General features: G+C 72.7%; 16 protein-coding genes. 11 read left to right on the forward strand and 5 right to left on the reverse strand.

What is annotated here, in order from left to right:
• Nucleotides 1-4 precede the first annotated feature (4 nt).
• Complete coding sequence (locus tag HHX35_RS20505) at nt 5-1492, reverse strand: XRE family transcriptional regulator (protein WP_259405203.1); 1488 nt, start codon at nt 1490-1492, stop codon at nt 5-7.
• 238 nt (nt 1493-1730) lie between these two features.
• Here HHX35_RS20505 and HHX35_RS20510 point away from each other — a divergent pair, with 238 nt between their 5' ends.
• Nucleotides 1731-2018 carry a hypothetical protein gene (locus HHX35_RS20510; protein ID WP_079315904.1) on the forward strand — a complete coding sequence of 96 codons (288 nt, stop codon included), beginning with the start codon at nt 1731-1733 and terminating at the stop codon, nt 2016-2018.
• Nucleotides 2019-2024: 6 nt separating this feature from the next.
• Here the strand turns inward: HHX35_RS20510 and HHX35_RS20515 are convergent, their stop codons facing one another.
• Entirely contained in the window at nt 2025-2768 is a 744-nt protein-coding gene (locus HHX35_RS20515; RefSeq protein ID WP_182900351.1) for a DUF427 domain-containing protein, read from the reverse strand.
• Between the two features lie 126 nt (nt 2769-2894).
• On the opposite strand from HHX35_RS20515, the gene cysS reads away from it, so the two are divergent.
• The gene (gene cysS / locus HHX35_RS20520) at nt 2895-4250 is read left to right on the forward strand and encodes a cysteine--tRNA ligase (RefSeq protein ID WP_182900352.1); all 1356 of its coding nucleotides are present in this window, start codon (nt 2895-2897) and stop codon (nt 4248-4250) included.
• 357 nt (nt 4251-4607) lie between these two features.
• Here the strand turns inward: cysS and HHX35_RS20525 are convergent, their stop codons facing one another.
• On the reverse strand, nt 4608-5732 hold the full coding sequence (locus tag HHX35_RS20525; protein WP_182900353.1) for a glycosyltransferase family 4 protein: 1125 nt from the start codon (nt 5730-5732) through the stop codon (nt 4608-4610).
• Nucleotides 5733-5824: 92 nt separating this feature from the next.
• Here HHX35_RS20525 and HHX35_RS20530 point away from each other — a divergent pair, with 92 nt between their 5' ends.
• The 5 genes from HHX35_RS20530 (at nt 5825) to HHX35_RS20550 (ending at nt 12956) form a co-directional block, all read left to right on the forward strand.
• Nucleotides 5825-6736, forward strand: coding sequence for a PIG-L family deacetylase (locus tag HHX35_RS20530; protein WP_310739193.1), 912 nt, complete (start codon nt 5825-5827; stop codon nt 6734-6736).
• 88 nt (nt 6737-6824) lie between these two features.
• Nucleotides 6825-7910, forward strand: a complete 1086-nt coding sequence (locus HHX35_RS20535) for a lysylphosphatidylglycerol synthase domain-containing protein (RefSeq protein ID WP_182900354.1) — start codon at nt 6825-6827, stop codon at nt 7908-7910.
• Nucleotides 7911-8079: 169 nt separating this feature from the next.
• The gene (locus HHX35_RS20540) at nt 8080-11442 is read left to right on the forward strand and encodes an AfsR/SARP family transcriptional regulator (protein ID WP_182900355.1); all 3363 of its coding nucleotides are present in this window, start codon (nt 8080-8082) and stop codon (nt 11440-11442) included.
• A 127-nt stretch (nt 11443-11569) separates the two neighbouring features.
• The gene (locus HHX35_RS20545; RefSeq protein ID WP_182900356.1) at nt 11570-12103 is read left to right on the forward strand and encodes a VTT domain-containing protein; all 534 of its coding nucleotides are present in this window, start codon (nt 11570-11572) and stop codon (nt 12101-12103) included.
• On the forward strand, nt 12096-12956 hold the full coding sequence (locus tag HHX35_RS20550; protein WP_182900357.1) for a D-alanyl-D-alanine carboxypeptidase family protein: 861 nt from the start codon (nt 12096-12098) through the stop codon (nt 12954-12956). The genes HHX35_RS20545 and HHX35_RS20550 overlap by 8 nt, the downstream gene beginning before the upstream one ends.
• Here HHX35_RS20550 and HHX35_RS20555 read toward each other — a convergent pair.
• Nucleotides 12943-13752 carry an RNA methyltransferase gene (locus HHX35_RS20555; protein WP_139576849.1) on the reverse strand — a complete coding sequence of 270 codons (810 nt, stop codon included), beginning with the start codon at nt 13750-13752 and terminating at the stop codon, nt 12943-12945. The genes HHX35_RS20550 and HHX35_RS20555 overlap by 14 nt on opposite strands.
• A 114-nt stretch (nt 13753-13866) precedes the next feature.
• Here HHX35_RS20555 and HHX35_RS20560 point away from each other — a divergent pair, with 114 nt between their 5' ends.
• The 3 genes from HHX35_RS20560 to HHX35_RS20570 all read left to right on the forward strand — a co-directional run bounded on the left by HHX35_RS20560 (nt 13867) and on the right by HHX35_RS20570 (nt 18229).
• Nucleotides 13867-15627 (forward strand): substrate-binding and VWA domain-containing protein, encoded by a 1761-nt coding sequence (locus HHX35_RS20560; protein WP_182900358.1) that lies wholly within the window; start codon nt 13867-13869, stop codon nt 15625-15627.
• A gap of 134 nt (nt 15628-15761) precedes the next feature.
• Nucleotides 15762-17492: a sigma-70 family RNA polymerase sigma factor gene (locus HHX35_RS20565; RefSeq protein ID WP_182900359.1), complete on the forward strand. Its 1731-nt coding sequence runs from the start codon at nt 15762-15764 to the stop codon at nt 17490-17492.
• Between the two features lie 197 nt (nt 17493-17689).
• The gene (locus HHX35_RS20570) at nt 17690-18229 is read left to right on the forward strand and encodes a hypothetical protein (RefSeq protein ID WP_182900360.1); all 540 of its coding nucleotides are present in this window, start codon (nt 17690-17692) and stop codon (nt 18227-18229) included.
• Here the strand turns inward: HHX35_RS20570 and HHX35_RS20575 are convergent.
• The gene (locus HHX35_RS20575; RefSeq protein WP_182900361.1) at nt 18207-19592 is read right to left on the reverse strand and encodes a PLP-dependent aminotransferase family protein; all 1386 of its coding nucleotides are present in this window, start codon (nt 19590-19592) and stop codon (nt 18207-18209) included. The two genes, HHX35_RS20570 and HHX35_RS20575, sit on opposite strands and share 23 nt — an antisense overlap.
• 83 nt (nt 19593-19675) lie before the next feature.
• Here HHX35_RS20575 and HHX35_RS20580 point away from each other — a divergent pair, with 83 nt between their 5' ends.
• Nucleotides 19676-20323 carry a pyridoxamine 5'-phosphate oxidase family protein gene (locus HHX35_RS20580; protein ID WP_182900362.1) on the forward strand — a complete coding sequence of 216 codons (648 nt, stop codon included), beginning with the start codon at nt 19676-19678 and terminating at the stop codon, nt 20321-20323.
• Nucleotides 20324-20363 lie beyond the last annotated feature (40 nt).

Raw genomic sequence — 20363 nt, forward strand, 5'->3', positions numbered from 1 at the left:
GGTTTCAGGCGTTCTCGGCGTTCTCGGCGACGGGGAGGTCCGCAGCGGGGAACAGCCCGCTGAGGGCGAGCGTGGGTGACGACTCCGACAGCACCCGCCGCAGGCGTCGTACGGCGGGCAGCGCGGGGTCGGCGTCCGCCAGCAGGGCCCTGGCCCGGGTGACGACGATCGAGGTGCGGTGTTCGGCGGGCACCTGGCGCAGCGCGTCCGCGGCGATCCTGCAGGCCTCCTCGTGGTCGCCGTGCCTGGCCAGGTGGCTCGCCTGGTCGAGCAGGATCAGCGCCGGGTCGATGGTCTGGAAACCCGGGGGGAACCCGTCGATGCCCTGCACCTGCAGGGCGTCCCCCAGCTCGATCAGCGTGCCGGTGCGGTAGAACTTCATCCGCTTCTCGGTGAAGACGAAGGCCAGGTCGTCCTGGCTGATGCCGCGCATGCGGGCGAAGATCTGCTCCGCCTCGGCGAGCGCGATCCTGGCGGCCTTGCCGTCCCCCATCCTGGCCAGCGCGCGCGCCTCGGCCGCCGCCGCGAGCGCCGCCGGCGAGCTGGGGGCCGAGCCGGCCAGCATCCGCGCCTCGCGGGCCAGCCGCACGGTCTCGTTCAGGTCGCCGTAGTAGTAGAGGAGCATGGTCTGCTGGGCCCGCACGAGCGCCCGCAGCCGCAGGTCGCCCACGTCGTCGGAGGCGGCGCGGGCGGTGCCGTACCAGGCGTGGGCCTGGCGGGTGTCGCCCAGCTTCATCAGCGCGTCGGCGGCGAGCAGGGTGAGCATCGTGGTCGCGGTGAGCAGGCGGCGCTGCACCGACGACGGCTGGCGGACCGCGCTCAGCCGGCGCACATCGGAGATCTCCAGCATGACCCGGCAGAGCATCGGCGTCGGCGGGGTCGTCATGTACTCCCTGCGGTAGCGCAGCACCTGCTCGTCCAGCCGGTCGAGCTGGTCCTCGCTCACCGTGCCCGCGGCCAGCGTGCGGTCGAGGTCGTGGCGCAGGCCCTCGACCTCAGCGAAGAACCGGCCGCTCGGCGTGCCCATCAGCATCGCCTGGTGGAACAGCGCCCGGCGCTCCGCGTCGTCGGCGGCCGGGTCCTCGGCCCGGGCCTGCTCAGCGGTCTGGCCCGGCCCCACCACGACGATCTTCTGCCCGCCCTGGTCCTCGCAGTAGTCGGCGGCCAGGCCGAGCCGTACGGCGTTGGCCCGGTAGAGCCGGGCCAGCAGGTCGATGGTCTGGGGACGCGGGCGTGCCCGGTTGTTCTCCCAGGCGTTCAGCAGGTCGATGCTGGCCCGCGGGTGGCCGAGGTTCTGCTGCTCGCACAGGTGCTCCAGCTCCTCGATCGCCTGCCGGGCCGACCAGCCGCGGCCGAGCCTGTGGGCCTTCAGCAGGCTGACGCCGCAGCACCCGTGGATCGCCTGGACGGTCTGCCAGAGCGTCCACTGCCGCACCTGTGCCTGTTCGCGCCAGCGACGCGCGCAAGCGGGTGAGTGCTCTCCGCGGGCCATGTGCACGCCCTCCACTGGTGAAGCGGTCCCCGTTTACGGTTGTTTCCCCAAGGTAAACGCGCAGGCACGCAACGCCCGAGACTGTTATGCCTTCGTGTTCGCGAACCCGCGTGTGTTCCACGGAATCCCGGTGAGTTCCCTGGTTATTGCACGGTTTCGGGGAATCGGGGCGATTGCCGGTGGGTCGTTGCGGGTTCACCCTTTCCGGTGATAGGTCCTGACGTTCCGGAGGCTGACCATGACGACGGTAGACCGCAGCGAGGCGATGGACCACCTGGAGCGGCTCGCCGCGCAGCTCGAGGCCCACTCCTTCCAGGTACGCCTGACCGCGCCGGCAGGCCTCTATCCCCGTCTGCGCGTCATCAACCCCATGGAGCCCACGATGGCCGAGGACGTGCTCGCGTCCAACGCCAGCGACGGCGAGTGGTGGTACTGGCTGTCCTGGGCCGGCCGGATCGGGCACGCCTCCGACGTGGTCACCGCCGCCGAACGCATCGCCAGCGTCCTCCACGTGATCCGCCGCTGAATCAGGTCAGGCGAACTTGGACTCGGGCCGGTCCTGGAGGACGCCGTCGACGTACACGTCCACCTTCTCGTCGTAGAAGGCGACCAGCCCGGCGATCTTCTGGGACTCCGGAAGCGGCGTGGGATAGGACCAGACGAGGTCCTTGCCGGACTCGTCGTCGCCGACAGACCAGTACACCGCGCGGCCCTTGTACGGGCAGTGCGTCACGGTCTCGGACGGGCGCAGCAGGTCCAGCCGCACGTCGGTCTTCTGCAGGTAGTAGCGCGGCGGCAGGCCGGTCTCGAACAGGATGCGCGGGCTGCGCGAGTCGGCGACGGTCACGCCGCCCACCTCCACGCGGACGTGTCGCGAGCTGGCCAGGATGTCCACCCGCGTGTACGGGTCGCGGGCGTGGACGAAGACCTCCTCGTCCTCCTCGAACCAGTTGTCCATCGCGTTCCAGTCGAAGCGGACGTGGCCCCGGATCTGCTCCAGCGGCGCGTCGTCCCCGTACACCAGGGCGGCGCCCGCCCGGCCGGCCACGTCGTGGACCGCCGCGTCTCCCCTGCTGGGCGAGTGCCGCGTCTCCCCGGTGGCCTTCAGCTCCTCCATGCGGACGTCGTCCGACGGGAAGTAGTACGTCGGGTAGTAGGGGACCTCCCAGACCAGCAGGGCCCGGGTGGTGTCGGCCACCGCCCGGCCCTCGACGTAGACACGCACGCGCTTGGCCGTCGTCTCCACCCGGACGCGGCCCCGTTTCGTCGGCTCCATGCCTGCGCCAACCAGCGGGCGGATCGTCCTTATTCCCCGCCCTCACAATCGCCATTTCCCGGTGTGCGGGGCGGGGTCGGCCCGCGCTATCGACAGCGAGCGGATAAGTCGCTTACCCTCGGCTAGGTGGGTCTTCGCCTTTACGATACGCATCGCCGCGCCGTCCGCGATTTCGCCCCCCGAATTCCCGGAACGGTGTCGATTTATCTCTGCGGTCCCACCGTCGTCGTCCCGCCGCATCTGGGACAGCTCAGGTCGCAGGTGAATTTCGACATCCTGCACCGCTGGCTGAAAAGCAGCGGATACGAGGTCCTGCTCTGCCGGAACGTCACCGACATCGAGGACAAGATAATTCACCGGGCCATTTCCGAGGGGGTTCCGTGGTGGCGGATCACCGATCCCGTCCACCGCGCCTTCGTCCGCACGTACACCGCCCTGGGATGCCTTCCGCCCAGCGTGGAGCCGCGGGCGACGGGACACATCCCGGAGATGGTCGAGATGGTGGAGCAGCTCGTCGCGTCCGGGCACGCCTACGAGTCCGACGGCAACGTCTATTTCTCGGTCGGCTCCTACCCGCATTACGGGTCCCTCTCGCGGCAGCAGGCCCGGCATCTGCGAGCGGCCGAGGAAAACGAGCACGGAAAGCGCGATCCGCGCGATTTCGCGCTGTGGAAGAGCGCCAAGCCCGGCGAGCCGGTGTGGAACTCCCCCTGGGGCGAGGGGCGCCCGGGGTGGCATCTGGAATGTTCCGCGATGGCCCGCAGATATTTGGGCGCCGAATTCGACATCCACGGCGGCGGGGCCAATCTGATATTTCCGCACCACGAGAACGAGATGGCCCAGTCGCGGGCCGCCGGGGATTCGTTCGCACGCTTCTGGCTGCACAACGGGCCGGTGACGCACCGGGGCGAGAAGATACGCAAACATCTCCGCAATCCGCTGGCCGTCCCGGCCCTGCTCGACCGCGTACGGCCGGCCGAACTCCGCTATTACCTGGCGGCGGCCCATTACCGGTCGCCGGTGGAATTCAGCCCCGACGCCCTGGACGAGGCGGCCGCGGCCTACCGGAGGATCGAGAGGTTCGTGCTGCGGGTGGCCTCCGACGCCTCCGCGTCCCTTCCCCCGCAGTTCAGCGAGGCCATGGACAACGACCTGAACGCGCCTCAGGCCCTCGCGGCCGTCCACGCCGCGGTGGCCGAAGGCAACGCCGCACTGGCGTCCGGAGATCGCCGGCGGGCGGCCGGGAAATGCCGATCGGTCCGGGCCATGCTGAATGTGCTCGGCCTCGATCCGCTCAGCGACACCTGGCATCGGGAAACGCATCTGCAGGAAGTCGCGGGGGCCGTACTCCGGGTGGTGCGTAATCTCGCCGCCGCCAGTGCGCGGCAGGGAGATCACGAACGCGCGCGGATCATGGAGCAGCACATCGAGAGGGCGCTCGCTAAACGGCGCCAAATCGAGCATGCCGCGCTTATCAGATAGATCTTGACGCCCGGCCCGGAGTGAACGCTCACATCCCGGCGGGGTCCGGCCTCTTGGGGCACGGACACGACCACGGCGTGCGAGCAGCCCCGACGGGCAGTCTGCGACGCGCGGGTGACCGACGGGCGCACGTTACAAGAACAAGAACTGACGCGCGGAGGATAATTTCGGCCAATTCATGGGAATCATGACGGCACCAGCTGACGGACACCGCCGAAAGGAGGGCCCCGATGAAGAAGGTGCAGATCGTGCCGCGACCGCGGCCACCGAGAACTCCCGCTCCGATGGACCTGCGCACCCCCTCGGGAAGGGTCCTCCCCTACTAGACCCCCGCTTCTTGGACCCCGGTGGCCCGGATCAGCTTCTGGCCAGCTCGTAGCAGTGGGCGAAGCCCTCCAGGACGGCGGGCCAGGAGCACCGGACCGGCTCCGTCTCCCTGTTGTGCTCGGCGATCGACTGACGCAGGGCGGGGTCGCGGGCCAGCCGTGCGACCGAGGCGACGAGATCGTCGAACGTGCGGCCCAGCAGGCCCTCCTTGCCCGGCCTGACGAAGTCGGCCACGCCGCTCTGCGCCCGCGCCACCACCGGCACGCCGGCCGCGCGGGCCTCCAGCGCGGCCAGGCCGAACGACTCACGCGGAGCCGGGGCCACGAACACGTCGGCCCCGGCCAGCAGGTCCTTGATCTGCTCCCGGCTGTACCTGCCCGGCAGCGACACCCAGCCCATCCGGCGCGCCCGCAGGTAGCGCTCCATACGCCCGCGGGCCGGGCCGTCGCCCACGATCGTCGCGCGCATCGCGATGTCCCTCGGCACCCGGGTGCGCACCGTCTCCAGCAGCTTGAGCAGCCGCAACGGCTGCTTGCGCGGCGCCAGTCTGCCGACCGCCACCACGTGGACGACGTCGTCCACCGGCCCGTCCCCCGCGTCCCGTACGGAACTGTGCCGTACCGAACCGGGCTCGGGCCGCCAAGAGGTCACGTCCAGGCCGTTCGACACCACCTGTACGGGCACGCGGGGCCCGGCCACGGCGCGGATGGGGCGCGCGGCGGCCTCGCTGACGGCGGTGAGGACCAGGCCCCAGCGCCGCCACTCGAACGCCGCCTGCAGCGCCCGGTAGACGCCGCGGGTGACCGGATCCCACATGCTGTGGACGGTCGCGACCACCGGCAGCCCGGACCGGACCGCCGCGCGCACTCCCATCCACGCGAACGGCGAGACCGCCCCCGTGTGGACGTGCACCACGTCGAACCGTCCGCTCGCCATGATCCGGCGAAGGTGGGCCGTGCCGCGCGGATGGACCGGCAGGTCGAAGGGGAGGTTCGCGACCACCCGGTGCACCCCGGGCAGCTGCTCCCCCGGCGTCGCCGTCACCACCTCGACCGTGTGGCCCGCCTCCCGCTGGGCCCTGACGAGGTCGGCGACCTGCACCTCGATCCCTCCGAGCCGCGGCAGGTAGCAGTCGCTGACGTGAAGAATCCTCACCGGGTCAGCCTGGCAGAGCACGCCACGCCCATCAAACCGCACGCCTATTCGGACTGCTCACGGGGAGGGCGACGTCGCGCGACCTGGGCCACGTGGGATCATGGGCGGAACTGGCCGCGACGGCAGCCGCGACGGCAGCCGCGATGGCGCTGACGAGTGGAGCACGCGATGACGACGTTCCGTGGGGCGCGATGAGGACGGCGGTGTTCTTCCACGCCCATCCCGACGACGAGGCGCTGCTGACCGCCGGGACCATGGCCATGCTGGCCAACGAGGGGCATCGCGTGGTGCTCGTCGTCGCGACGGCCGGCGAGCGCGGCCTCGCCGACCTCCCCCACGGCGAGGAACTGGGCAGAGCCCGCATGGACGAGCTGCACCGCTCGGCCGCGGCCCTGGGCTGCGCCCGGGTCGTGCTGCTCGGCTACGGCGACTCCGGCCTGGCCATAGACGGCGGCGTGGCCGACGACCGGCCGGACAACGCGTTCATCGACGCCGACATCGAGGAGGCCGCGCAAGGGCTGGCCTCGGTGCTCAAGGAGGAGGCCGCCGACCTGCTCACGATCTACGACCCTGCCGGCGGCTACGGCCACCCCGACCACGTGCAGGTCTACCGGGTCGGAAGCCGGGCCGCGGAGATCGCCGGGACGCCCATCGTGCTGGAGGCGACGGTCGACCGCGACCTGCTGCTGAAAGGCGTACGGCTGGCCTCCCGGTTCTACCCGGCGATCGACGTGCGGAGCTTCGAGCGGGCCTACTCGCCCCGCGACGCGATCACCCACCGGGTCAGCGTGCGCAAGTACGCCAAGGCCAAGAGGGCGGCGATGGCGGCCCACGCCAGCCAGGCCACCGGCGGCGACGGCGACCGCACGCTGGGCGCGATGCTGAAGATCCCCGGGTTCGCCTACCGCTTCGTCTTCGGCACCGAGTGGTACGTACGCCGCGGCCTGCCCCGCGGCACCCGCCTGCGGCATCCCTTCGACGACAGCCCGCAGGCCGCCCCCTAAGGGGCGTGATCCTCCGCCAGGAGGATTCGGCCGCCCCCGGGGCCCGGCAGACTGGAGGGGACCGACACCGGACTGGGGGCGTACGCGGGTGAACAGGAAGTGGCTGCAGATCGCGCTGTCTGTGGTCTCGCTCGGGCTGGCCGCGGCGCTGGTGCTCTATCTCCCGGAGATCGTGCACACGCTGACCGGCGCCACCGTGAGCTGGACGGAGATCGGCCACCAGTTCGGCGGTCTCGGATGGCAGACGATCGCGCTGATGACCGTCCTGTGGCTGGCGAGCCTGTGGGCGTACACGTTCGTGATGACCTCCGCGCTGCCCGGCCTCACGCACACGCAGGCGCTCACGCTCAACGCGGCGGGAAGCGCGGTCAGCAACCTGCTGCCGTTCGGCGGCGCGGCGGGCGTGGCCCTGACGTTCGGCATGACCCGCGGCTGGGGCTTCGCCAACCGGCCGATCGTCGTCTACACGCTGGTCACCGGCATCTGGAACTCGCTGTTCCGCTTCATCCTGCCCGCCGTGGGGATCGTGTGCCTGCTGATGGCGGACAAGGCCACCAATCCCACGGTCGCCAAGGCGGGCTGGGTCGGGGCCGTCTCGATCCTCGTCCTCGTCGCCGTCGTCGCCACGGCGCTGTACTGGGACCGCGCGGCCGCCGTCCTCGGCCGCGTCCTCGACGGGCTCGTACGGCTCGCGCCCCGGCGATTCCGCCCGGCGGAGCACGCGGCGTCGGCGGCGATCGAACGGCTGCGCAGGGACACGACCGACATCATCCACAGCCGGTGGGCGGGCCTGTCGCTCGGGATGGTCGCCTTCCTCGTCCTGCAGTGCCTGATCATGGCCGCCTGCCTGGTCGCCACCGACTCGTACCCGGGACCGGCCGAGACCGTCGCCGTCTTCGCGCTCAGCCGCGTCCTCACCACCGCCCTCGTCACGCCCAGCGGAGCGGGGATCATGGAGGGGGGCGTCGCCACGCTGCTGATCGGGGCGTTCGGCCAGCCCGCCGGCGGGGCCACCGCGGCCGCCGTGCTGTTCGGCTTCTGGACCTACACGATCGAGATCCCCTGGGGCGGGCTCGCGCTCGGCGGATGGGCCCTGCTGCGCAGGCGGGAGACCCGCGCCGCGAACGCGGAGGCGGAATCGGCCGCCTCCCCGCACCGCACCCGGGTCCGCTGATCAACTGCGGGTCACCCTGCCGATCTCCTACACTCGCGGGCGAGAGGGTGAGGGTGTCCGGGTTGGTGAATGCCTTGTGCCCCTTCGCGGGCGCGCATACGGTGACGCCTGAGATAGGACGACCAGCGGCGGCCGGCAGGCACGACGCACGACAGCGGAGGAGCGCCCGATGAGCCCCCCGACCAGCCCGGTGACGTTCCGGGTCCTCGGTCCTGTGGGGGCGCACGACGGCACCGACGAGCTCGACCTGGGCGGGCTGCGGCAGCGCGCCGTGCTGGCCCGCCTGCTCGTGGCGCGCGGCCAGGTCGTGCCCGTGGACACCCTGCTGTTCGACCTGTGGGACGACGACACCGCCAAGGGCGCCCAGTCGGGCTTGCAGGTCTACATCTCCCGGCTGCGCCGCGTGCTTGAGCCCAACCGCCCGCGCGGCGGGCCCAACCGCCTGCTCGTGACCGTCGCGTCGGGGTACGCCCTGCGCGCCGCCCCGGAACAGGTGGACGCGCTCCGCTTCGAGGCCATGGTCCGCTCGGCCGGGGAGCGGCTGGAGGAGAGCCCCCAGGCCGCCCGGGCCCGGCTGGACTCAGCGCTCGCGCTGTGGCGGGGCACGCCGTACTCGGACTTCGCCGACCAGTCCTGGGCGGAGGCGGAGGTGGCGCGGCTGAGCGAGCTGCGCCTGGTGGCCAGGGAGCGGCACGCCGACGCCGGGCTGCGGATGGGCTTGCACGCCGAGACCGTGCCCGACCTGGAGGCGCTGACCACCGAGCACGCCCTGCGCGAGGAGGGGTGGCGGCTGCTCGCGCTCGGGCTGTACCGGTGCGGGCGGCAGGGCGACGCGCTCGCCGCGCTGCGCCGGGCCCGCACGATCCTTTCCGACGAGCTGGGCATCGACCCCGGACCGGCGCTGCGCAAGCTGGAGTCGGACATCCTGGCCCAGGACCCCGGGCTCGACCTCGTGCTCCCCGCTCCCCGGCGGCCCGCCGAGATCACCGCGACCTGGCCGCCCCGGCCGCTCGCCACCGGCGACGCCCCGCCGCTGGAGCCCGAGCCGTTCGTCGGGCGCGACGCAGAACTGGCCGCGCTCGCCGCCGCCGCGCCCCGCGCCCAGGCGGGCCGGTTCACGGTCACCGTGGTCAGCGGCGATCCCGGCGCGGGGAAGACCACACTGGTGCGGCGGCTGTTCGAGCGGCTGGAGGGCGACGGCTGGATAGGGGCGACCGGTGGCTGCCCCGACAGCACGGCGACCCCGCCCGGCTGGGCCTGGGTCGAGGTGCTGCGCGCCCTGGTCGCCCGCAGGGGCGCGGGCGAGTACGCCGCGCTGCTGGCGCCGCTCCTCGACGACGCCGCTCCCGACATCGCCGACGACGAGGCGTCGGGCGGCTTCCGGCTGCACCGGGCCGTCGGCGGCTACCTGTCGGCCGTGGCGCGCGAGGCCCCGCTGCTGATCCTCCTGGAGGACCTGCACTGGGCCGACGACCAGACGCTCGCGCTGCTGCGCGCGCTGCCCAGTCTGCTCGCGGCCAGCCGCGTGCTCGTCGTGGTGACCTGCCGCGACGGCGAGCTGAACGACCAGCAGCAGGACGTGCTGGCCGCGCTGGCCCGGCTCGACCCCGTACGCGTGGGGCTCGGCGGCCTCGACGACGCCGCGGTGGCGGAGCTCGTCCGGGCGACCTGCGTGCACGACGTGGACGACGAGGTCGTCAGCACGATCGTCGAGCGGGCCGGGGGCAACCCGTTCTTCGTCAAGGAGACGGCCCGGCTGTTCGAGGCCGAGGCCGACATCTCCGAGGTCCCCTCGGGCGTGCGCGACGTGCTGCGGCGGCGGATCGCCCGGCTGCCCGAGCGAGCCCAGCAGGTGTTGCTGCAGGCCGCCGTGATCGGCCGCGATGTGGACGTGGACGTCCTGGTCGACGTGTCCGGCGACGAAGACGCCGTGGTGGACGCGGTCGAGGCGGCGCTGCTCGCCGGGCTGGTGACCGAGCCGGGCCCCGGCCTGCTCAGGTTCGACCACGACCTGGTCAGGGACACGATCTACTCGGACGCCTCCCGGTTGCGCCGCTCGCGCCTGCACGCCGCGGTCGCCTCGGTGATCGAGCAGCGCAGCCCGAACGACGTGGCCGCGCTGGCCCACCACTACGACGCGGCGGGCACGGTGGAGACCGCCGCGAAGGCCGTACGGTACGCCGGGCTGGCGGCCGAGCAGGCCGAGCGCAGGTTCGCCCACCGGGAGGCCGCGACGCTCTGGCAGCAGGCCATCGCCGCCTTCGACCGTGCTGCCACAGGCCGGGCTCACACGGGCCGTGGCTCGGTGCGCGACCGGCTGGAGCTTCAGCTGCGGATGATCAGAGCGCTGGCGCTGTGCGGGGACATGACCGCCGCCCGCGCGCACCGGGGGGAGGCGATGTCGGTCGCGCTGCCCCTCGGCGACCTGGAGCTGACCGCCCGGGTCGCGGCGGCGCTCGCGGTGCCGCACAAGGGCATCGCCCGCGACTTCACGCGCACGGCCTGGGAGATCGTCGACGTCACCGAGAAGGCGCTGGTCGAGCTGCCGCAGGGCGAGCAGTCGCTGCGGGCCAGCCTGCTCGCCACGCTGGCCCTGGAGCTGGAGGGGTCGGCCACCGAGCGCGGCTACCAGGCGTCGCTGGAGGCCGAGGAGCTGGCCAGGTCGAGCGGCGACCCCGCGCTGCTGGCGATGGCGCTCAGCGGGCGGCTGCGGCAGTCGTACACGCTGACGCAGGTCGACGAGCGCGAGACCATCGGCCGTGAGCTGCTGCGGGTCGGGGCGGAGTCGGGCCAGATCTCGGTGCAGACGCTGGCGCACCTCGTGCTGCTGGAGTGCGCGGCGGCCCGCGGCGACTTCGCCGAGGCCGACGAGCACCTCGCGCAGGCCGAACGCCTCGGGCGGCAGTACGCCCTGCCCGCCCCCGCGGCCGTCGGCGCGTGGTACGCCGGGCAGCGGTTGATGATCACAGGTGACTACGCGGGGGCCGAGCGGGCCTACCGGAACGCGGCACGGCTGACCGCGCGGGCCGGCATGCTCGAAGGCCGCCAGGACCTGCCGCTGATCGCCACGTTCTGCCTGCACCTGGTGGACGGGCGGGCCGCCGAGATGACCGAGCCGCTGGGCGAGGCCCACCAGCGCGGCGCGAAGTGGACGCTCGACGCGTACGCCGTGGCGCTCGCCTCGGCCGGGCACGTGAGGGACGCCCAGGTGGTGGCCGCGAGCCGGGAGCCGGTCCGCACCGACTTCCTCTACGAGCTCGCCCTCATCTGGCGGGCGCTCGCCGGGATGCTGCTGGACGACGAGGGCCGGATGCGGGAGGCGTACGAGAAGCTGGCGCCGTTCCGCGACCGCATCGCCGGGGCGGGCACCGGCGTGGTCGCCCTGTGGCCGGTGGCAAAGACGCTCGGCGACCTCGCCGTACGGCTCGGCCTGCCGGCCCGCGACCACTACGAGAAGGCGCTGGCCGTGGCCGAGCGCGTGGGCGTGCCCCGCTGGGTCGCCGAGGCGCGCGGGGCGCTCGCGAACAGATGAGCGAGCAGAGGAGGCAGGGAAAGGACGGATCGATCGCCGGTTGACATTCGCGTGCAATAAGCGCGATCCGGGGCGCTAAGGTGAGGCTTGCCTAAATGACTGCCTCGATGACCGGCGGTGAGAGCACGTGCGGATCCCTGACCCTACGGCCGCCTCCGTGTTCGGCCTCCCCCTGTGGCTGGTCGTCGCGGTCGGCGCGGTCGCCCTGTTCGGCGCGTTCCAGGTGTACTACTGGGTCGGCCGCAGGCTCGGCGAGGCGCTCTACCGCTCGCGGATGGGCCGCAGGATCGGCCGGGAGCGGATCGAGCGCGTGGAGAACGTGGTGCGCCGGTGGGGCGCGCTCGCCGTCTACGGCTGCTTCTGGGTGCCGGGCCTGCGGCACACGCTGCCGTGGGTCGCGGGGGCGCTGCGGGTCAACTACCGCTGGTATGTGGTGGCCAGCGCGCTCGGCTGCCTGACCTGGGTGCCGGTGGCCTCCTTCGGCCTCTACTCGCTCCTGTGGGCCTGGCTGTCGCTGGCGGCCCGGTCCCCCGCGCTGGCCGCCGTCGTCGTCGCCGTCGCGGCCCTGGCCGTCGCCCTCCTCGTACGGCGCCGCAGGAGGAGCCGGAACGGGGACGCGCCCGCCGCACCCGAAGCCGTGCGATCATGTCGGGATGCGTAACGGGGTACTCATCGCGCTGGCCGCCGCCCTCGTCACGGCAGGGACCGCGGCCGCGCCCGCTCAGGCCGCTGAAGCGCCCTCGGTCACTGCCAGGGAGGCCTACCTGGTGGACACCACGGAGGGAACGGTCCAGTTCGCCAAGCGCGAGACGCGCCGGGTGCCGGTCGCGAGCCTGACCAAGGTCATGACCGCCTACGTGGTGCGGCGGCAGGCCCGGCTGGACGACGTGGTGACCATCACCAAGGCCGACGTACGGCACGCGACGGCGGGCGGTGCCACGACGGCGGGCCTGCGGGCGGGCGAGCGGCTCACGGTGCGCGACCTGCTCTACGGGCTCATGCTCCCCTCGGGAGCGGACGCCGCCCACGCCCTGGCCGAGCGGTACGGCCCGGGGACGGCGAAGTTCGTCGCCGAGATGAACGACGCGGCGCGGGCTCTCGGCCTGCGCGACACCCGCTACGCCAACCCCGACGGGCTGCCGTCGAAGGGGTACTCCACCGCCCGCGACCAGGCGACGCTGGCCGTGGCGGCGCTGCGCGACCCCGTGATCGCGTCCATCGCCAGGACGCCCAAGCGGGTGGTCGGGAAGTCGGCCCTCCACCGGGCGCACGTGTGGCGCAACACCAACGACCTGCTGGACGACGGCGCGGTGGGGCTGAAGACCGGCTTCACCAACCAGGCCGGCTACTGCCTGTCGTTCGCCGCCGTCCGGGACGGGCGCACGTACGTGGGGGTCGTGCTGGGCGAGCGCAGCGACAGGGCGAGGTTCGCCACGGCACGCAGGCTGCTCGACTGGGTCGGCCAGGACACCGGCGAGAGCGCCGAGCCGGGGGCCGGGGTCACGCTCCCCTGAGCAGGCCGTGACAGGCGACGGCCGCGGCGGCCACCACGTTCAGGGAGTCGACGCCGAGGTCCATCGCCCGCGGGCTCATCGGGATGCAGACGGGCTGGTCGGCCTCGTGCAGCCAGTGGGACGACAGCCCGTCGCCCTCCGAGCCGAGCATCAGCGCGACCCGGCCGGACAGCGGGGCCTTGTCCAGCGGCACGGCCGACTGGTCGGGCGTGAGCGCCAGCAGGCGGAACCCGGCCGCCCTGATCTCCGCCAGGCCGCCGTGCCAGTCGGTCATCCGGGCGTACGGGATCGCGAACACCGCCCCCATCGACACCTTGACGGCCCTGCGATAGAGGGGGTCGGCGCAGCGCGGTGACAGCACGATCGCGCCGACGCCGAGCGCCGCCGCGCAGCGGAAGATCGCCCCCACGTTGCCGTGGTCGACCAGGTCCTCCAGGACGAGGATCCGCGACCCCGCGTCCGCGAGAAGTTCGCCGACCGGGGGAAGCGGGGTGCGCTCCATCGCGGCGAGCGCGCCGCGGTGCACCTGGAAGCCGGTGATCCCCTCCATCACCCGGTCGGAGACCACATAGACGGTGGCCTCCTCCACGACGTCGGCCAGCGCGTCGAGCCACTTGGCCGTGGTCAGCACCGAGCGCACCGGATGGCCCGCGCCGATCGCCCGCCGGATGACCTTCTCGCCCTCGGCGACGAACAGCCCGCGCTCGCTCTCGACACTCTTGCGCAGATCGACGTCGCGCAGCCGCACGTAGTCCGACAGGCGCGGATCGGCGGCGTCCTCGACCGGGATGACCACGGGCCAAGGCTACGGCCTGCGAGGCGGACTCCCGCACATCAGGCGCAAGTTATGACTTTTTGCCAGTATCGTTCCGTAAACCTGTTACGGCCAGTCGACATCGGAGAGAGCACCGTGGGCGGACGGCACCGCACAGACGAACTCGATGGCGGCTTCGACCCCCAGTACGAGCCCCCGCCGCCGCCGCGGCGGCGGGCCGGGCGGGGGACGGTGTTCGTCCCGCTGGCCGGAGCGGTCGCCCTGGCCGTCCTCCTCGGCGTCGCCGCGTACGTGGTGGTGAACAAGAGCCCGGGCTGCGCCGGCGAGAAGGTCAAGCTCTCGGTCGTCGCCGCGCCCGACATCCAGCCCGCCGTCCAGAAGATCGCCACCAGGTTCGGCAAGTCGGGCAAGGCCCTCGACGGCAAGTGCGTCGCCGTCACGGTCAAGGCCGCCGAGCCGGCCGACGTCGCCAACGCGATGGCGGGCACCGGTCCCACCAGCGGCAAGCTGGACCCCGACCTGTGGATCCCCGACTCCAGCCTGTGGCTGAGCGGCGTCAAGAACGCGCCGGAGCCCGCCGGGAACGCCGCGAGCACCCCCGTCGTGCTCGCCGCGTCCAAGACCGGCGCGGACAAGCTCCAGTCGGCCTTCAGCCCGAGCTGGACCGGCCTGATGAGCGCGGCGAACGCCGCCAACCCCGACGGCCTGGCGCGGAAGGTGCGCGTGCTCGCGCTCGATCCCACGCAGAACGCCGCCGGCCTCGGCGCGCTGCTCGCCGGGGCCGCCGTGCTCAAGCAGGGAGGCGGCAGCGAGGAGACGCTCGTCGGCGTGCTGCGCCAGTTGTCGGAGTCCACCGTGTCGACCCCCGACAGCATGTTCGCCACGCTGACCAAGGCCGCGGCCCGCATCCCGATCGGCGTGACGTCCGAGCAGGCCGTGTGGTCGTACAACACGACGACGACCCCCTCGAACCCGGCGGTCGCGCTCTATCCGGCCGAGGGCACGATCAACCTCGACTACCCGATCATCATCACGGCGAAGGACGCCACGACGCGCAAGGCGGCGCAAGCCCTGGCGACCGAGGTGACCTCGCCCAACGGCAGGAAGACCGTCCAGGACTACGGCTTCCGCGCGCCCGACGGCAAGGGCGGCAGCCTGCTGAAGCCCGACAACGGCGTGAACGCGAAGAAGCCGGCCGCGATCCCGCTGCCGGACGCCGCGACCGTCACCCGCCTCTCGCAGGCGTGGCACCAGATCAAGCTCGGCACCAGGCTGCTCTCCCTCATCGACATCTCCGGGACCATGGCGCTGCCCGCCGACAAAACCGGTGTGAGCCGGATGCGCGCGATCAGCGACCTCACCGTCGAGGGCCTGAAGCTCTTCCCGGACAAGGCCGAGATGGGCATCTGGGCCTTCTCCGACAACCTGCGCGGCGAGGGCGTCGACTGGAAGCCCGTCGTGCAGATCGGGCCGCTGGCCCAGCAGGTCAACGGGGTGACCCGCCGCGAAATGATCTCGCAGGCGCTGCGTCAGGCGAAGGCCATTCCCACGGGCAACACCGGATTGAACGACACCCTGTGGGCCGCCTACCAGAAGATGACCAAGGAGTACGAGCCCGACAAGGTCAACACGATCCTGCTGTTCACCGACGGGGTCGGCAACGACGACCCGAACGGCGGCATCTCCAACACCGAGATCCTGCGCAAGCTGAAGGACGCCTACGACCCCAAGCGGCCGGTGAGCATCCTGATCATCTCGTTCAACACGCAGAAGGACGAGGACCGGACGCAGATGACCTCCATCGCCAAGGCGACCGGCGGCGCCGCCTACTTCCCGCAGACGGTCCTGGAGATCCGCAACATCTTCCTCAAGGGCATCGCACGCCGTCTCCAGTAACATCCGCACCTGTTTTCCCAGGTCATGCCGGTTGGGCATGACACTGTGATCCGTAAACGACGCCAGAGGGGACGGCGTCCCACTCGTGTGGGGACCGGCAAGACCAGGTTCCGTCACACGGGGAGGAATGTTCGTTGCCCGAATGGCCCGGCGTCGGGCGAGCCGACGACCACCGACTGCTGGAGGCGCTGCGCCGCGGGGGCGGCGCCGACGCCCAGGCCACGGCCGCGCTGTACGACGCCTACGCCGACCGGCTGAGCGACTACGCGTACGCGCTGGTGCGTGACCTCGACGCGGCGGAGCGTGCGGTGCACGACGCCCTCGTCGCCGCGTCCTGCTGCGCCGACCGGCTGAAGGAACCGGCCCGGCTGCGGGCGTGGCTGTACGCGCTGACCCGGTTCCACAGCGCCACCGGAAAAGGGGCCGCGCGAGGAGGGAAGGAGGTCACCGGATCCGTCATCGCCGTGGAGGAGTCCGCGGACCCGCCGCTCGCCGCGCTGGTGCGGGAGGCGCTTGGGGAACTCGGCGACCACGAGCGCGAGGTGCTCGAACTCGCCGTACGGCACGGCCTGACGACGGCCGAGATCGGATCGGTCCTCGGGCTCGCCTCCCGGCAGGTGTCGGCGCGGCTCACCCGGGCCCGCGACCACCTGGAGAACGCCGCGGCGGCCCTCGTGCTGGCCAGGGTCGGCCGGGCCCACTGCCCGGAGCTGTCGGCCCTGGTCGACCACGGCGTGGGCGCCGCCTGGCAGGACGGCCCTCTCGCTCCTCCCCTGCGCAAGCGGTTGAGCAAGCACATCGCGGCCTGTGAGATCTGCCGCGAGGGCCGGGGCAGGCACGTGTCGGCCGAGCGGCTGCTCGACATGATCCCCGTCGCCTTCCCCCCGCTCTCCCTGCGCCGCCGGGTGATCGAGTCCGCGCTCCACGCCGACCGGCGTGACGCCGCCACAGCCGCCACAGCCGCCACCACAGCCGCCACCACCGCCGAGTTCGACCGGCGCGGCTTCCCCGCGACCACCGACAGGCAGGCAGGGCACGGGCGGACAGGGCGCGGGCCAACAAGGCGCAGACGGGTCCGCTCCCGCCCGCTGCGGACCGCCCCCGTCATGCTCGCCGCCGTCTGCGTGTTCGGCGCGGCCGGCGGGCTCGCGCTGGTCTCCGGTCAGGCTCCGGCCGAACGGCTCGAGGCGATACGCATACCGCCGACGGCGGCGCCCGCAGGCCCCGCCTCCGGAGACCCTGCCGTCGGAGAGCCTGCCCCCGGAGATTCGACGCCGGGCCCGGAGGAGAGCGACCTGCCCACGGCGACTCCCGCCGCGTCCGGAGACGAGACACCCCCACCAGACGGCTCCCCCCAATCGGCCGCGACCGCCCCGCCCCACACCCCCGCACCCTCGGGGCGGTCGCGGCCCTCTCCCACCCGTACGCGACCCGTGCCCAGGCCGGCGCTGACGGCGCTGTGCCCCGGAGACCTGGGCGGGGCCGCGGGCGCGTCGATCACGCTCGCCGCGCGCAACGCCGCGATCGAGTGGACGGCCGTCACCTCGGGCGGGATCGCGGTCTCGCCCCGGCACGGCAGGCTCCGCGCGGGCGCGAGCGGCCGGGTCACGCTCGCCGTCGTCGACCCCGGCGTCGCGGGCAGGGGCGTGGTGACCTTCCAGTCCTCGGCCGGCCGGCCCTCGTGCCGGATGACCTGGGACGGCCAGGAGGGGGACGGCGACGCCGGCCCGCTGCCCGACCCGACCTCCGACACCACGACCGGGCCCACGACCCGCCCCACGGCCGGCCCCTCCTCCGATCCTGCGGGCGAGTCGGGCGACGGCCAGCCTCCGGCCGGCGAAGCCGCCGCCACCCCCTCCGCCTGACGCATCCGTCACAGAATCACCAGTTGTTACACCCTCGTTGGAAGATTGGCACCCGCCAGTAACAATCAGGATTCGCGAGGTGTCAGCGGAAGTTTGAAAGGGGAAAAACGACGCGACCGAGGATTTGAGGGGGCATTGTGGCCCAAGCATGGCTGCCCGGCGCAAGCCGACTTCCCTCCCCCGGGGACTCCGGAGCGATGCTCGGAGGAGCCCCGAGGACCGTCTGGTTCATCTGGCCCGCCGACCCCCAAGGGGTCTCGGCCAGGTCCGTCGCCCAGCGGCTGATCCAGCTCCACCGGCCCTCCCACCTGGTGTGGAACCCGGTGACCGGGGAGATCGTCCAGTTGCTCCCGCCCACCAGGGCGGGCGGCGGGCTCGCCGCGGACCGCGGCAGGAACGGACGGGTCTGCGTGCAGATCCAAGTCATCGGCTCGGCGAGGGAACCGTTCACCGACACCAAGCTCGACGGTCTGGACGACATCCTGGCCTGGCTCGACTCCTGGGAGGTGCCGCGCCGCTGGCCGGCCGGCCCTCCGCTGCCCTATCCGCACTCCCTGACCGCCGAGCGCAGCAAACGGCTGTGGGCGCGGGGCGGCCACTTCGGCCACTCCCAGGTGCCCGGCACCAGGGAGGGCGACCCGGGATCGATCGACATCGCCCGCATCATCGGCGAGGAGGCGCTCAACCTGGAGGTAGCCCTGCCCGGAAGCGAGCTCAGGCTTCTTCAGGAGGTATGAGCTCCCGGATCACCGCGCACCCGCGCCGCACGTCGGCGCGGGAGGCCGAGCCGTAACCCAGCACGAGGCCGTGCACCCGAGGCGGTCCGTGGTGGTGGGCCTCGGTCGTGTCCAGGAGCACGCCGCGTTCCCCGGCCCGCCGTACGAGGCCGGGGACCACGCCGGCGGGCAGGCTGACCATGACGTGGAGCCCGGCCGTGTCGCCCCGCACGTACGGCCCGAGCGCCTCGACGATGGCCGCCCTCCTGCGGGCGTACTCCAGCCGCATCCTGCGCAGGTGCCGGTCGAGGTCGCCGCGTTCCAGCAGGGTCGCCACGGCCCGCTGGACCGGCCCCGACGTCCGGTCGGCGAGGTGCATCCGGCGCTCGGCCACGGCGTCGAGCAGGTCGGCGGGGGCGACCAGCCAGCCGAGCCCGACGTCGGGGCCGAGCGACTTCGACAGCGTGCCGAGCAGCACCACCCGCCCGGGGTCGAGCCCGTAGAGCGCGGGCAGCGGCGCGACGTCGTAGCGGAACTCGGCGTCGTAGTCGTCCTCCACCACGATCGCGCCGGTCCTGCGCGCCCAGGCGAGCAGTTTCTCCCTGCGCGGGATCGGCAGCCTGCCGCCGACCGGGAACTGGTGCGCGGGCGTGGTGTAGAGCACCCGCAGGTCGTCGGGGAGCGCCTCGACGATCACGCCCTGCTCGTCCACCGGGCAGGGCACGACCTCCGCGCCGCGTGAGGCGAAGATCCGCCGGGCGGCCCGCCAGCCGGGCTCCTCCACCCCGGCCCGGCTCCCCGGCCCGAGCAGCGTGGCGGCGATCAGGTCGAGGCCGTTGCCGGTGCCCCTGGTGACCATGACGTTCCCGGCGCCCACCGGCACGGCCCTGGCCCTGCGCAGGTGATCGGCCAGCAGTTCGCGCAGCTCCGGGTGGCCGTAGGGGTCGGGGAACGCGTTCAAAGCGAGCTCGCCGGCCGAGCGCCAGGCCCGCCGCCAGGCCGCCGTGTCGTACCCGAACACCCACGGCCGTCCCGGCCGCAGGTCCACCCATCCCGGGGGCGCCGGCTCGCGGCGGGCGGCCCCGCGAGCCTCGACCGCCTGCGCGCCGGGCTGCTCGTACGGCACCGTGTCGTCGGCCACATAGGTGCCCGAGCCGTGCCGCCCGTCCAGCCACCCCTCCGCGTACAACTGCTGGTAGGCGTCGGTCGCGACGGTCCTGCTGACCCCCAGCAGCGCGGCGAGGGCCCGCGTGGACGGCAGCCGCTCCCCCGCCCTGAGCCGGCCGGTGCGCATGGACTCCCGCAACTGGCCGGCCACCTGGACGGCGAGCGGCACCGGGGACTCGCGGTCCACCGCCAGCGGCAGATCTATGGTCACGCGCACAGTGTTCTCCGCAAAAGTGGTCTCCCCGTATGGGCACTGAGTGGACGTGTTCCGCCGGTCCACTTCGGCCTAACGTATCGGACATGCTCTCCACAACCGCCCGTACCACCCTTAGGCGGTCGAAAGACCGCGCCCGCACCGACCGCGCCGACCTGTACGCGATCCTGGACGCCGGCCTCATCTGTCATCTCGGCGTGCTGGCCGGCGGGTCCCCCATGGTGATCCCCACCGGTTACGGGCGGATCGGCGACACCCTCTACCTGCACGGCTCCACCGCCGCCACCTCGCTGCGGGCCGCGCTCGGCACCCCGGTCTGCGTCACCGTGACCCACCTCGACGGCGTCGTGCTGGCGCGCTCCGCGTTCCACCACTCCGTGAACTACCGGTCCGCCATGGTCTACGGCCTCGCCCGGATGGTGGACGACCCCGAGGAACGGCTCGCCGGCCTGCGGGCCATCACCGAGCAGCTCGCCCCCGGGCAGTGGGACGCCGTACGCCTGCCGGACCGCAAGGAGATGGCCGCCACGGCCGTGGTCGCCCTGTCCCTGGAGGAGGCGTCGGTGAAGGTCCGGCAGGGGCCGCCGAAGGACGACGAGGAGGACTACGACCTGCCCGTCTGGGCGGGCGTGCTGCCGCTCACCGTGTCGTGGGGCACTCCCGAGCCCGACCCGCGCCTCGCGCCCGGCATCCCGGTTCCCCCGCACATCGGGAACCGTCAGCCGCGGCTGTAAGCGGATTGCAAGCGGTTTCACCGACACTGCGGCCGACCTT

It is taken from the genome of Microbispora sp. H10830, from assembly GCF_014161375.1.
GTDB classification, from domain to species: domain Bacteria; phylum Actinomycetota; class Actinomycetes; order Streptosporangiales; family Streptosporangiaceae; genus Microbispora; species Microbispora catharanthi.